At 63.6% G+C, this 14,276-nt stretch carries 10 protein-coding genes; 5 read left to right on the forward strand and 5 right to left on the reverse strand.

The features are described 5' to 3' along the window. The first annotated feature begins 39 nt into the window (after nucleotides 1-39). The 3 genes from PQR42_RS37205 (at nucleotide 40) to PQR42_RS37215 (ending at nucleotide 4,141) form a co-directional block, all read left to right on the forward strand. Nucleotides 40-654, forward strand: a complete 615-nt coding sequence (locus PQR42_RS37205) for a DUF2239 family protein (protein ID WP_408219219.1) — start codon at nucleotides 40-42, stop codon at nucleotides 652-654. 423 nt (nucleotides 655-1,077) lie between these two features. Continuing rightward, entirely contained in the window at nucleotides 1,078-2,643 is a 1,566-nt protein-coding gene (locus PQR42_RS37210) for a methyl-accepting chemotaxis protein (RefSeq protein ID WP_408219216.1), read from the forward strand. A gap of 190 nt (nucleotides 2,644-2,833) precedes the next feature. After that, nucleotides 2,834-4,141 (forward strand): solute carrier family 23 protein, encoded by a 1,308-nt coding sequence (locus PQR42_RS37215; protein ID WP_408248672.1) that lies wholly within the window; start codon nucleotides 2,834-2,836, stop codon nucleotides 4,139-4,141. A 131-nt stretch (nucleotides 4,142-4,272) separates the two neighbouring features. On the opposite strand, the gene PQR42_RS37220 is transcribed toward PQR42_RS37215, so the two are convergent. Further along, nucleotides 4,273-5,928, reverse strand: a complete 1,656-nt coding sequence (locus PQR42_RS37220) for a Na+/H+ antiporter (RefSeq protein WP_408392279.1) — start codon at nucleotides 5,926-5,928, stop codon at nucleotides 4,273-4,275. Between the two features lie 373 nt (nucleotides 5,929-6,301). On the opposite strand from PQR42_RS37220, the gene PQR42_RS37225 reads away from it, so the two are divergent. Next, the gene (locus PQR42_RS37225) at nucleotides 6,302-7,573 is read left to right on the forward strand and encodes a sensor domain-containing phosphodiesterase (protein ID WP_408219207.1); all 1,272 of its coding nucleotides are present in this window, start codon (nucleotides 6,302-6,304) and stop codon (nucleotides 7,571-7,573) included. Between the two features lie 119 nt (nucleotides 7,574-7,692). After that, nucleotides 7,693-8,385, forward strand: a complete 693-nt coding sequence (locus tag PQR42_RS37230) for a copper homeostasis protein CutC (RefSeq protein WP_408392276.1) — start codon at nucleotides 7,693-7,695, stop codon at nucleotides 8,383-8,385. A gap of 95 nt (nucleotides 8,386-8,480) precedes the next feature. Here the strand turns inward: PQR42_RS37230 and PQR42_RS37235 are convergent, their stop codons facing one another. The 4 genes from PQR42_RS37235 to PQR42_RS37250 form a co-directional block, all read right to left on the reverse strand. Further along, a complete protein-coding gene (locus PQR42_RS37235; protein ID WP_408392273.1) occupies nucleotides 8,481-12,068 on the reverse strand; it encodes an indolepyruvate ferredoxin oxidoreductase family protein in 3,588 nt (1,195 codons plus the stop codon). A gap of 291 nt (nucleotides 12,069-12,359) precedes the next feature. Further along, nucleotides 12,360-13,331 carry an ion channel gene (locus PQR42_RS37240; RefSeq protein WP_408219198.1) on the reverse strand — a complete coding sequence of 324 codons (972 nt, stop codon included), beginning with the start codon at nucleotides 13,329-13,331 and terminating at the stop codon, nucleotides 12,360-12,362. A 297-nt stretch (nucleotides 13,332-13,628) separates the two neighbouring features. Further along, complete coding sequence (locus tag PQR42_RS37245; protein ID WP_310813290.1) at nucleotides 13,629-13,874, reverse strand: hypothetical protein; 246 nt, start codon at nucleotides 13,872-13,874, stop codon at nucleotides 13,629-13,631. 78 nt (nucleotides 13,875-13,952) lie between these two features. After that, nucleotides 13,953-14,183 carry a hypothetical protein gene (locus PQR42_RS37250; RefSeq protein ID WP_408219195.1) on the reverse strand — a complete coding sequence of 77 codons (231 nt, stop codon included), beginning with the start codon at nucleotides 14,181-14,183 and terminating at the stop codon, nucleotides 13,953-13,955. Nucleotides 14,184-14,276 lie beyond the last annotated feature (93 nt).

Below are 14,276 nucleotides of genomic sequence, written 5' to 3' on the forward strand. Positions count from 1 at the left end.
CCGGATATAATTCGACAAATTCTTGTTCCGGAGTTTGTCATGACCGTCCATTCACTCACCTGCACCGCGTTCGAAGGCCATCGCCGCATCGCGTCGGGCGCCTTGCCCGACGTGGCGCTTGCGGTAAGAGAAGTGCTCGCGCGCGGTGAACAGGCGCCGGTCCTGGTCTTCGACGACGTCACCAGCCGGCCGGTCGAATTCGATCTGCGTGGCTCGGCCGACGAGATCGTCGCGCGCCTGGCAAGCCAAAATGATGGCGCCGAAACCACGCACGCCACCGCCGACGCAGCGGAGGACGCCCCGCGCGGCCGTGGCCGGCCCAAGCTCGGTGTGGTGGCGAGAGAAGTCACCTTGTTGCCGCGTCATTGGGAATGGCTGAACGGGCAGTCGGGCGGCGCTTCGGTCGCGCTACGCAAACTGGTCGATGCGGCACGCGTTGCCGGCGAGGACAAGGACCGCCAACGCGCGGCGCAGGAAGCCGTGTACCGCTTCATGACCGCGCTGGCGGGCAATCTGCCGCGCTATGAGGATGCCACCCGCGCGCTGTACGCGGCCGATCGCCCGCGGTTTGAAGAGATCGTCGCGGCATGGCCGAACGACGTGCGCGACTACACCTTGCGACTCGCAAACGCCGCTTTCGCGACACACGCATAAAGACCGGCGCGTCACAGCATCTTCGCCAGCGCAAACAACGGATCGCACAGACGAAAAAAAACCGCTCACACCGGGGAAGCGTGAGCGGAAAAGTCGGAGAGTTACAACAACATCGCATGCGCTTACTCATGGGGGTCAACGCAGCAGAACAAGTCTAAGAGCTTGCCTTGTTCCGATAAATCAGACGAATCCCAAACATATCGCCGATACTCCGCCAGCGCGGCGTCTCGCGACTGGGCCGCGTGCGCTAAGCATTGCTTACAACATCCTGTCCCGGTTATTCCTGACATTTATCGCATCAAGTCTCCGTGATGGCCGCCGTAAATGAGGTGGGAGCGTCGCTACGTATCCAGAAGATCGCGAAAGGTTTCGCGATGGCGCGGCGGCGCGAGCGTCCCGTCGTGACTCATGAAGGATGGTGAAATGAAGTGGTTCGACCGCATGCCCGTGTTCAGGAAACTGCTGCTGGCGTTTGCCGTGGTGATTGGTTTTTGCGTCGTGATCGGCGCGACGTCGCTGAGTACGCTGTCGTCGATGCACGGCATTACCGACGCCATCTGCGATAAACACATGGACGGCCTGTACTGGATGGAAGAGGCGAACCGCCACAAGATCGATTCCGATCTGGCCGCCGCGAATCTCGGCTACGCCGCCGACGACGCCGGCCGTCAAAAGTTGAAGGACAGCATTGTCGGCTCACTCAAGGAGATGCACGCCGCCTACGACCAGTATCGCGCGACCATCGAAACGGGCAAGGGCCAGGAAATGTTCGACGACGTGCTGCGCAAGTCGGCGGTGTGGGAAGGCATCGTGCATCAGCAGATCGGTCTCGAACCGATTCCGGCGGGCGTCGACAACAACGAACTCGTGCGCCGCGCGATTGCGGCGAGCGAGGCGCTGCGCGATCGCATCACGGCGCTGATCGACTATCGCCGCCAACAAGCCAACCAAGCGCAGTTGGAAGCGTCCACCGGCTATCAACATATGCGCATCGTCATGAGCGCGCTGGTGCTGGGCGCGATCGTCGCGGGCATGCTGCTCGCCACTGTGATCGCGCGCCGGCTGTCCGGGCAACTCGGCGGCGAACCGGATTACGCGATGCAGATCGCCAACCGCATCGCGGACGGCGACCTGAGCGTGCGCGTCGAAACCCGTGCAGGCGACTCTCACAGCTTGCTGTTCGCGTTGCGCAACATGCGTGAGCGGCTGGCGGGCATCGTGTCGGGCATCAGCGAATCGAGCGAATCGATCCTGATGGCGTCGGGCGAAATCGCGCAGGGCAATACGGATCTGTCGCAACGCACCGAGGAACAAGCCGCCGCGCTGCAGGAGACCGCGTCGAGCATGCAGGAGCTGACGTCGACGGTGAAGATGAACGCCGAGAATGCGCAGCAGGCGGGCGGTGTCGCGCACGGCGCGTCGGAAGTCGCGGCGCGCGGCAGCCATCTCGTCGGCGACGTGGTCGAAACGATGCGCGAGCTGGCGGCCGGCTCGAAGCGCATGACGGACATCATCGCGGTGATCGAAGGGATCGCGTTCCAGACCAACATCCTCGCGCTGAACGCGGCGGTTGAAGCGGCGCGCGCCGGCGAACAAGGGCGCGGCTTCGCGGTGGTGGCGGGAGAAGTGCGCTCGCTCGCGCAGCGCAGCGCGGTGTCGGCGAAGGAGATCAAGGAGCTGATCGAGAGCTCGACGGCACGTGTGGGCAGCGGCGCCGAACTCGCCGAGCGCGCCGGGCAGACGATGGCGGAAGTCACGCACGCGGTGAAACGCGTGACCGACATCATGGGCGAGATTTCGTCGGCGTCGCAGGAGCAGAGCACCGGCATCGAAGAAGTCAATCGCGCGGTCGCGCAGATGGACGACGTGACCCAGCAGAACGCGGCGCTGGTCGAGCAGGCGGCCGCCGCGGCGGCGTCGATGGCGGATCAGGCGAGGCAGTTGCAGGCGGCTGTGACGGTGTTTTCGCTGGAAACGCGGCACGGCTGAGGGCGCGGGTGATCGTTACGGGCGCGAAGGATCGCGCCCGGTTCCAGCATTCACCCCACACCCCGCCGCGCATTTCCCCGAGCTTGCCAGGCCCAATGGCACTCCGTACACTCGCGCCTAATTCCTGGGCGGCGCCTCGTGCCGGCGCCGCGCCACCATAAATAGCGCCGAACAGAGGAGAACCCCCGCCATGGCCGATTCCTACTTCCCCCGCTGGCGTGCCCAGTCCGCGGCTGCCGAGGGCCGCATCGTCGGCACCGACGAGCGGCTCGCGTGGCCGCAGATGTTCGCGATGGGCGTGCAACACGTCGTCGCGATGTTCGGCTCGACGGTGCTCGCGCCGTTGCTGATGGGCTTCGATCCGAACCTGTGCATCTTCATGTCGGGCATCGGCACACTATTGTTCTTCGTGCTGGTGGGCGGCCGCGTGCCGAGCTATCTCGGCTCCAGCTTCGCGTTCATCGGTCTGGTGATCGCGGTGACGGGTTACGGCGGCCACGGCCCGAACATGAACATTCCAGTGGCGCTGGGCGGGATCATCGCGTGCGGCGTGGTGTACGCGCTTATCGGCCTGATCGTGTCGGCGGTCGGCACCACATGGATCGAGACGCTGATGCCGCCGGTGGTGACGGGCGCGATCGTCTGCGTGATCGGTTTGAATCTCGCGCCGATCGCGGTGCATGGCGTGAGCGGCAGCAACTTCGATTCGTGGATGGCGCTCGTCACCGTGCTGTGCGTGGGAGCGGTCGCGGTGTTCGCGCGCGGCATGCTGCAGCGTCTGCTGATTCTGGTCGGCCTGCTGATGGCATACGTGATTTACGCGATCGTCACGAACGGTCTCGGCATGGGCAAGCCGATCGATTTCGCCATCGTCGCGAACGCGGCGTGGTTCGGTATGCCGCACTTCACGGCGCCGGTGTTCAACATACAGGCCATGACCTTGCTCGCGCCGATCGCGGTGATTCTGGTGGCGGAGAACCTCGGGCATATCAAGGCAGTGAGCGCGATGACGGGCCAGAATCTGGACCGCTACGTCGGCCGCGCATTTCTCGGCGACGGACTCGCGACGATCGTGTCCGGCTTCGCCGGCGGCACCGGTGTCACGACTTATGCCGAGAACATCGGCGTGATGGCCGTCACCAAGATTTATTCGACGCTGGTCTTCGTGATCGCCGCGCTGATCGCGCTGGTGCTGGGTTTTTCGCCGAAGTTCGGCGCGGTGATCCAGACCATTCCGGGGCCGGTGCTGGGCGGCGTGTCGATCGTCGTGTTCGGACTGATCGCCGTGACCGGCGCGCGCATCTGGGTCGTCAACAAAGTGGACTTCTCCGACAACCGCAATCTCATCGTGGCCGCGGTCACGCTCGTGCTCGGCGCCGGCGACTTCTCGTTGAAGCTCGGCGGCTTTGGTCTGGGCGGCATCGGCACCGCGACGTTCGGCGCGATCATTCTCTACGCTTTACTGAGAAGAAAGCCGGCGCAAGGTCCGGTGGCGTGATTTTTCTCTGGCGCTGAACCACTTGTTTCTATGGGTTCGTCGGCAGCGCGGGCTTTTTTCTTTCGCACGTTGTCTCGATCGAAGAAAAAGCCTTCGCCGCCGAAATCGCAACGACTCAGCGCGAACGCGCGTCACTTCCTTCGCGCCGTCAGCGCAGTCTCCGACAAATCCACTTCGCGCATCAGCTTGTTCAACGTCTCGTCGTTGATCTCCTGACTGCTGCGCAGCGCCAGCAGCGTCTTGCGCTCGGCTCGCATGGCCGCGAGCTTCATCCTGAATTCCAGCGCATCGGCGCGGCGCGCCAGCTCGCGCGGTTCCTTTTCTTCATCGAGCGTGGCGAGGCGGCGCCGATAGAGGTCCATCACCCGCGCGGTGACATCCGCCGCATACGCCGAGGCCGACTCGTCCAGATTCGCGCACTCGGTGTCGTGCACTTCGTCGACAGCACGAATCGCGGCTTGCGCGGCCATCGTCCGTGCGAGCGCCTCCTCGGCGGCATGCGGATCCTTGCCGCGACGCCAGCCGCTCAGCAGCAACGGCAACGCCACTACGGCCACCAGCAGCGAAAGCAGAATCACGCCCGACGCGATGAAAATCGCCAGATCGCGGCCCGGGAGCGGAGCGCCACCCGGTAACACTTCCGGCAACGACAGCACGCCCGCAAGCGTCACGGCGCCGCGTACGCCGGCCACCGTCGTCACCGCGGCCGTGCGCAAGCCCGGCACCGCGTTCGCCACGCCTTGCTTGGCGGCGCTGCGGCTCGCGAACCAGCGCAGCAGCCACACCCACACGAAGCGCATCGCATAGAGGGCGGCCGCCACCGCGGCGATATAGCCGATCAGCAGCCAGACCTGCACGTTGCTGGTTTCGTGCGCGTCGAGCAAGGCCCGGCCGAGAATGTGCGGAAACTGCAGTCCCAGCAGAATGAACACCATGCCGTTGAAGACGAACTCGATCATCGTCCACGTGCTGTTGGCGCGCACCCGCGATGACGCCGGCCCGGCGTTCGCAATGGTCGAGTAGTTCATCATCATGCCGGCGGCGACCGCGGCCAGAATGCCCGACAATTCGAAACGCTCGGCGATCAGATAAGCGGCGAACGGAATCAGCAGTGTCATCACGACGCCAGGCGCCGGATCGCCTTCTTCCGTCAGACTCAGAAAGCGCGCCGACACGAAGCTGAACAGCCAGCTCACTGCCGCACCCGTCGCGAGGCCGCCCGCAGCGATGATCACGAAACTGATCGACGCGTCGCGCAACGAAAACACGCCGGTCAGCGCGGCGGCAATCGCGAACTTCAACGCGACCAGTCCCGACGCGTCGTTCATCAACGCCTCGCCTTCGAGGATATGCATCAGCCGCCCCGGAATCTTGCCCTTGCCGGCGATGCCGGACAGCGCCACCGCATCGGTCGGCGACAACACCGCGGCCAGCGCGAACGCGACCGGCAGCGAGATCGACGGCACCAGCGCATGCACGAAGTAGCCGACCACCAGCACCGTCATGAAGACGAGGCCGAGCGCGAGCATCAGGATCGAGCGGCGCGCCATGAAGAATTCGCGCTTGGGAATGCGCCATCCATCCGCGAACAGCAGCGGCGGAATGAACAGCATCATGAAAATTTCCGGATCGAACGTGACGTGCAGCCCGAGCCTTGGCCATGCGAGCAACGCGCCGATCGCGATCTGCACGAGCGGCAGCGGCAAGGCGATCGGCAGGATGCGGGTGACGACGCCCGACGCGGCGACGGCGAGCAAAAGAATCAATACGGTAAAGACAATGTCCATCGGTCTATTTCTGGGGATATAACGGTGTTACTTCGGTGATCTTCGACGATGCGGCCACGCGATGCTGACGAAGCGTAAGGCCGAAGTTTAGCCCGACGACGCGTTACGCCTCGGTCAGGGCGACATGCCGCGCCGCCAACCAGGCGCGGGAGTGTCTTCACGAGGCAGTGCACCTTAACGGTGCGCGCCACGCCCACGCGCGGCGCATGCTCCCTGTCACGGGTCCAATCTTTCGAACAAATTTCATTGGAATGTGCGTCAGCGTGCGCATGGAGCTTGCTTAAGGTATATCGATGACGCACATTTGAGAGACGGCGCCGAGGTTGTTCGCTTCCGCGTTCGGACCGGCCCGGCTCTCGCGTGAGAGGATTGCATGACGATTGCGCAACAGGAAAGGACGGCCAGCGCGCCGCATGGCTTCGGTGTCGAGATGACGTCGGGGCTCGAACGCTTTACGGTGCAGCATGGCGAACTCACGCTGAGCAGCGTGTTTCAACCGATTTTCAGCCTGTCGCATATGCGGGCGGTCGGTTACGAAGGGCTGCTGCGCGCGCACGACGCGCTCGACCGGCCCGTGTCGCCGCTCGACGTATTTGGCGAGGCCGCGCGCCTCGGCGATGTGCTACAGGTCGACAAGCTGGCCCAGACCCTGCATCTGGAAAATTTCAAGGTGCTCGGCGCCGAGCGCGAGTGGTTGTTCCTGAATGTGCATCCCGGGGCGCTCACCGATCCGTATCTCGCCGCCGCCTTGCTGGCCACGCTGAAACGGGTCGATCTGCCGCCGCGGCGCATCGTGCTCGAAGTGCTCGAGCATCGCGCCGAAGATCTGGAACGTCTCGCCGACGCCGTGCGCCAGTTCCGCGAGCGCGGTTTCCTGATCGCGCTCGACGATTTCGGCGCGGGACACTCGAACGTCGAACGGATCTGGCAATTGAATCCCGACATCGTGAAGCTCGACCGCATCATGCTGTCGCACGCCGCGCATCGTGCCGACATGGCGACGATTCTGCCGGGCCTCGTGGCGCTGCTGCACGAAGCGGGCAAGCTGGTGCTGGTGGAAGGCGTGGAAACCGAGCATGAGGCGCAGATGGCGCTCGCTTGCAACGCGGACTTCGTGCAGGGCTTTTTCTTCGGCCGTCCGAACCCCGGGGCGGCCGACGCGTTGCACGCGACCACATGCATCAGCGAACTCACCGAGCGTTATCGCGATCAGGCCGATGCGCGCGAGCGTCGCAATGCCAGCCGGCTCGCGCCATACTTGCGGGCTTTCGAGCGGGCGGCGGAACGGCTCGCGGCCGGCGAACCGCTCGAGGAAGTGTGCTGGAATTTTCTCGCGCTCGACCATGCCGCGCGCTGCTTCCTGCTCGACGCGAAGGGCAAGCAGGCAGGCCGCAACGTCGTGCTGCGCGCCGATCGCGCGGCGCATGAAACGCGCTTTCTGCCGCTTGCTGACGCGCAAGGGGCGAACTGGCTGCGTCGTCCGTATTTCCGCGATGCGATCAATGCGCCGGAGCGCGTGCATGTGACGCGGCCGTATCTGTCGATCAACGAGGCGTTGCCGTGCGTGACGCTTTCGGTGGCGACGCGTGTCGGCGAGCAGACCTGCGTGCTGTGCGGCGACATCGACTGGGTGGACGAAGAGTAGTATTGAGTGCCCCCTACCTGTCGCTCTGCGCCAGTCCCCCCAAGGGGGACAAGAATACTTGGGGCGGCCCGGCGTATTCTTGAGAGATCATGTCGTTTTAACGACACTCAGCCGCGCTTATGTCCGTCCTTCTCGAAGTCATTGCCACAACCGTTGCCGACGCGCGCCTCGCTGCGCAAGCCGGCGCTGACCGTCTCGAACTTGTTACCGCGATGGGCGAGGGCGGCCTGACGCCGAGTCTCGGCTTGATCGAAGCGGTGGTGGCGGCGGTCGAGATTCCCGTGAACGTGATCGTGCGGCCGCATAGCCGCTCGTTCGTGTACGACGCCGACGACTACGCGGTGATGCTGCGCGACGTGCGGGCGGTGAAGGCGGCGGGCGCGAATGGCGTGGTGGTCGGCATGCTGAACACCACTGGCGAGATCGACCGCGAGGGCCTCGCGCGTGTGATCGATACGGCGGATGGACTGGCTATCACCTTCCATCGTGCGTTCGATGAAGCGCGTGATTTGCGCCAATCGCTCGATGTATTGCTCGGTTTCGAGGCCGTGACGAATGTGTTGACCTCGGGTGGGCAACCTTCGGTATTGAATGCGGAAGCCACGATCCGCGAACTGGTGCGGCAGGCGGCCGGTTCGCATTGCACGATATTGGCTGGCGCGGGTTTGACGTTGAATGCCATCGGCGGTTTCGTGAGCAGGACACAAGTTGAAGCGGTGCATTTCGGCTCGGGCGTTCGCGTGGACAGCAACGGTCTCGCGCCGGTCGATCCGCAAAAGGTTGCGAAGGTCAGAGCACTGCTGAATGCATGACGCATTAGTTAAACCAACAAAGCAAAGAAAAATGCCGCGTCGAGATCGCTCTCGAAGCGGCATTCTTTTTTCTGCGTCTACGGCGCCAAGAAAAACTACTTCGCCACGACCACCGGAATCCCGCGCAACTGCCCCGCGCCCTTTACCTCTTCCAGTGATTTCCGCACCGACTCACCCGTTGCCGCATCGATCTGCAAACGTGTGGCCAGATCGCGTTCACCACGCTTCACGCCCGCCAGATTCGCGAGTTTCACGTGACCATAACCGCGCACACGAGCGTGCAGGTCGGCGAGCTTCGCCACGTCTTCCAGATTGCCGGCATCGAGCTTCGCGAGCGCACGCTGCAATGTGGTTTCGTAATCGCCCGCGAGTTCGCGTTCCATCTTGCGCTCCAGCGTGCGGCCGAACGGATCGAGCGTCGTGCCGCGCAGGCTGCTGAATTTCGCCAGCGTGCCGAGCACCGGCCACATCCATTGGCCGAAAGTTTTTTTAGAAGGATTCTTGCCGGGTTCAGGACGCGTAAGCGTCGGCGGCGCAAGATTGAACTTGATGCCGAAGTCTTTGCCGGCCACGCCTTCGAATTGCGCTTCCAATGCTTCACGGAATGCGATATCCGAATGCAGGCGCGCCACTTCGTATTCGTCCTTTACCGCAAGCAGACGATAGAACGTGGTCGCCACCGCACGCGTCACGCGCTCGCTTTTTGCGTCCACGGCGGTTTCCGCGCGACGTGCCGCGTCGACCAGCGCGCGATAACGCTTCACATAGCTCGCGCCGCCGTAGGTCTGCAGACGCCCTTCGCGATGCGCGATCAATTCGTCGAGCGTATCGACGCGCACGGTTTGCTTCGCCAGATGCCGCGCTTGCCACAACGCTTCGAGAGCGGCCGGATCTTCGGCGGCGAGGCGGCCGATCGAAAACGCCAACTGATTCATCTGCACCGCGACGTTGTTCAATTCGATCGCGCGCATCATCGCGCCGAACGATACCGGCACGAGTCCTAGTTGCCAGGCATAGCCGAGCATCAGAATGTTCGCGCCGATGGTGTCGCCGAGAAAACGCGTGGCGAGCGCTTGGGCATCGCACGTCGACATACGCTCCGGACCAGCCGCGTGACGCATCTTGTCGAGCAGCGCGTCGGCGTGCAGCGTTGCGTCCGGATTCGTCACGAATGTGGCGTTCGGAATCGCATGCGTATTCACGACGATGCGCGTGCGGCCATGACGCACCGTTTGCAGCGCATCGGCACTTGCGCCAACCACCATGTCGCAGGCGAGCAGCACGTCGGCCTGTTGCGTGTCGATACGCACCTGGTTGAGCCACTCGTCGCGCGCGGCGAAGCGCACGAACGACAGCACCGAGCCGCCCTTTTGCGCGAAGCCCATGAAGTCGAGCACCGACGCGCTCTTGCCTTCCAGATGCGCCGCCATGCTGATCAATGCGCCCACCGTCACGACGCCCGTGCCGCCGACGCCCGTCACCAGAATGTCGTACGGCGCGGCGTCGAGATGCGTGGCGGGAATCGGCAAGGCTTCGACGCGAGCGGCGAGTGCCGCCGGATCGAACGCGGCGCCCGCGGCTTTCTTCAGCTTGCCGCCTTCCACCGTGACGAAACTCGGGCAGAAGCCGTTCACGCACGAGTAGTCTTTGTTGCACGACGACTGATCGATGCGGCGTTTGCGGCCCAATGCCGTTTCAACCGGTTCCACCGACAGGCAATTCGACTGCACACCGCAATCGCCGCAGCCTTCGCAGACTTCCTCGTTGATGAAGAGGCGCTTGTCCGGATCAGGGAATTCGCCTTTTTTCCGGCGCCGGCGTTTTTCCGCCGCACAGGTCTGGTCGTAGATCAGCACGGTCACGCCGTCGGTGTCGCGCAGTTGGCGCTGGACGGTGTCCATCTCGCTGCGATGGTGAAACGTGGTGCCCTTCGGGAACTGGTCGTGATGGCCGTCGTATTTCTCCGGCTCGTCGCTGACCACGACGAAGCGCGACACGCCTTCGGCTTCCACCTGGCGCGCGATCTGCGGCACTGAGATGCTGCCGTCGACCGGTTGGCCGCCCGTCATCGCGACGGCGTCGTTATAGAGAATCTTGTACGTGATGGTGGTTTTCGCGGCCACGGCCTGGCGGATCGCCAGAATGCCCGAGTGGAAGTAGGTGCCGTCGCCGAGATTCTGGAACACGTGGCGCGTTTTCGTGAACATCGAATGCGACGCCCAGTCCACGCCTTCACCGCCCATCTGGATGAGACCGGTCGTGTCGCGTTCCATCCACGACGCCATGAAGTGACAGCCGATCCCCGCATGCGCGATCGATCCTTCCGGCACTTTGGTCGAGGTGTTGTGCGGGCAACCCGAGCAGAAGTACGGCGTGCGCTTCACGCTGTCCGCGGCGTTCGAGAGAATTTGCGGCGCGACCAGATCGACCACGCGTTCGCGGCGATCGAGCGCGGGCTTGTGCTTCGCGAGCCAGTTGGCGAACACCGGCAGAATGCGCGACGGCCGCAATTCACCGAGCGACGATAGCAGCATCGTGCCGTCCTCTGCGTTCTTGCCGACCACGATCGGCCGCGTGCCTTGCGTGCGGTTGTACAGATAGTCCTTGATCTGCTGTTCGATGACCGGGCCTTTCTCCTCGATAACCAGCACTTCGGACAGGCCGGAGACGAACGCGTCGATACGCGTCATCTCCAGCGGAAACGACAGGCCGACCTTGTAGATCCGCACGCCGGCCGCTTCCAGATCGGCGACCGTCAGATCGAGGCGGCGCAGCGTTTCCATCAGGTCCAGATGCGCCTTGCCGCACGTCACGATCCCCACGTTCGCATGCGGGCTCGGCGCAATCCATTTGTCGATGCTGTTCACGCGCGCGAAGTGGCGCACCGCGTCGAGCTTCGCGTGCATCCGTGATTCGATCGTCAGGCTCGGCAGATCGGGCCAGCGATTGTGCAGGCCACCGGCCGGCGCTTCGAAATCCTGCGGCATGGTCCAGTCGGTGCGCAGCGCGTCGAGATCGACCGTCGAGCCGGATTCGACCGTTTCGGAGATCGCTTTGTAGCCGACCCACGCGCCCGAGAAGCGCGACAGCTCCCAGCCATACAAGCCGAACTCGAGCATGTCGGCGATGTTCGACGGATTCACGACCGGCATGTGCCACGCCATCATCGCGAAGTCGCTCTGATGCGGCATCGACGACGACACGCAGCCGTGGTCGTCACCAGCCACCACCAAGACGCCGCCGTGCGGCGACGAGCCGTAGGCGTTGCCGTGCTTCAGCGCGTCGCCGGCGCGGTCCACGCCCGGGCCCTTGCCGTACCACATCGCGAACACGCCTTCGACGGTGCGCTCCGGGTCCGATTCCACCCGCTGCGTGCCGAGCACGGCGGTGCCGCCGAGTTCTTCGTTGATGGCGGGCAAGAAGCGAATATCACTCGCCGTGAGCAGCTTTTGCGCTTTCCACAACTGCTGGTCGACCATGCCGAGCGGCGAGCCGCGATAGCCGCTGATGAAGCCGGCGGTGTTCATGCCGCGCGCCTTGTCGGCGGCGCGCTGCATGAGCGCGAGACGCACCAGCGCCTGCGTGCCGGTCAGGAAGATGCGGCCGCGCGTCGCGGTGAGGTTATCGGAAAGCTTGTAATCGGCCAGTGCGGGCGTGCCGTCGATGGGCAGGCGAGCGGTCATGGGTGAGTCTCCATTGTTTGGCATCCGCGCGCGGTGGTGGGGACCACGAAGGTGACGCAGCGAAAGAGACTCTATTTTTTAGCGCCGATTGGAGTGGATTTTTTCTACTTTGACCGGCCGTTCACGAATAGGCGAGAAGACCCGCGCGTTTTAATGAAGTTTTGAGATGGATCTGCCACGCAGCGATGGCATTCGGGTAAGCCCTGGTGCGTTTTGGGGGTTAATCGGGAAGAAGGCGGCGCGATCGGCGGCACGCGCGAGGGAAGTGCGGTGCGCCGCGATTCAGGCGGCTTACGGCGCCGGCGCTACCGACTTGACGGCGGCAATGGGCGCCTCGTCTAGCGGCTCGATCTCGTCGAACCGCGCGTAATCGATATGGCTCACGCCGTCCTGCTCGGTCATGATGTCCGCGAAACGGTGATGCCAGTAGATCTGCTCGCACGGCCACGTGTGACGGGCCTGCATGGTTTGCGATGTCGATTCGTCGACACCTTCCAGCGTCAGAATCAACATCGTGTCGCGGCGCTTGAGCGTTTCGGCGGTTTCGCCGAACAGAGGACTGTTTTCATCGACGATGTGCATCAGCGTCCAGCCCAGTTTGAACACCGGGTGTTGATCTCGCACCAGCGTCAGGTCGTAAAGTTTGCGCAGCGTGTAGCCTTCGGCCGTGGTCTCCTGGCGCATGATGCGCAGGTTGGCGCGCGCCTCGGCGATCACGTTTTGACGCGCGTTGGCCGAGCGCACCATCAACGTCATGCGGCCGTCGAGCGGCCGGATCACCGCGTAACGCGTGAACATGATCTTGGCGTGCGGGCGTGAAAAACGCGCGAAGATCAGCCCCGTTGCCAGCGCGATCCCAGACATGCCGACGAAAATTTCCAGCGTGGCGATCCAGTGCGCGTAGACGGTTTGCGGATGCATGTCGCCGTATCCGACCGTCGCGAGCGTTTCGACGCTGAAGAAAAACGCGCCTTCGAAACCTGCTGGAAACTGGTTGGCGATCGGCGCGTTGCCGAACATATAGAGCGTGGCGAACGTCGTGTTTAGCAGCACGAACAGGACTGCGAGCGAGGCGAAAAACGTCGGCCAGCGCACCACCAGAGCGCGGTGATAGAGATCCTGCCAGAGCGGCGTCGGCATGCCGTGCGCGATGATCACGCGATCGTCCAGACGCAACTCTCGGCTGCCGCGTGGGCGGCGCGCCGACGCGCGCGCTTCGGCGTCGCCGAAGCCGGAAGGACGGTCTGACGGTTCAGTCGCCATCGCAGGCTCGTGGAAATGAAAACGGCCAAAGCGTAGCACGACGCCTTGTTCACGGAAGCTGATTTTCCGCGGGTGCGCGGGCGCGTAAAAGTGCGGCACAGCGGTGCGGCGGCGTGCGCAGCTTTGTCGCTCGAACGCTACGTGCGGCGACGGCCGAAGCGGCGACTGCTCGCCGTGGACGGTGCTTCATGCAAGCCATGCCGACACGGCGCCATCGTGCCAACACCGCACCGACACCGCGCACTGAAACAATCACGCAATCACGCACGCGCACCACAGCGTGCGCGCGCTTCGGACTTACGGAAAGGCTCGCGGCTTGGGAATGCCAGCGCCGTGTTCGATATCGTCGACGGCTTGCTGATGAGCCGCGGCGACAGCTTCGGCTTCGTCGCCATAGCCGTTGTCGCCGCCTACCGTCGTCCATGGTTTGACGGCTTTCTCGCGATGGCGGATTTCATACTCCGCGTCCCAGCGGGCACCGTTGAGTTCGAGTGGGCGGACGTGAATCGAGTACACGCCGTAGAGGAAGAGCTGTTCAGCCATGACCGCCTCCAGCCGGTTGGTTCAGGGTGACGCAACACCAACGCGAACGAAGCGCGAAAGGCGCGGCGCCGGTTCTACCTACAGTTCGATTTCCCCGAGGATGCGATGAGCAAGCGCTTTGGCTTCCTCAAGAGCTTCCTCCGGCGTCGACGAAGTGGCTTCGACTTCGTAGAGCGTGGTTTCCTGATCGGCGGTGGCGTCGCCTTCGTCGCGCGAGAGGGTAACCACGCCCTGCCAGGTGTCTTTATCTATTTCTCTTGTCGAGGCAGTGGCCGTGTAGATGCCTTTGGTGTAGGTGATGTCGTCCATGGCGTCTCTCCGTCTTCCAAAGGTTTCGGTTTTTTCATCCTAGCACGATGATGAAGGTTCGGTTCTCCGCCCTGGCGGCGCTCCATGCCGGTG

The sequence above is a fragment of the Paraburkholderia sediminicola genome (assembly GCF_046027355.1).
Lineage (GTDB): Bacteria > Pseudomonadota > Gammaproteobacteria > Burkholderiales > Burkholderiaceae > Paraburkholderia > Paraburkholderia sediminicola_B.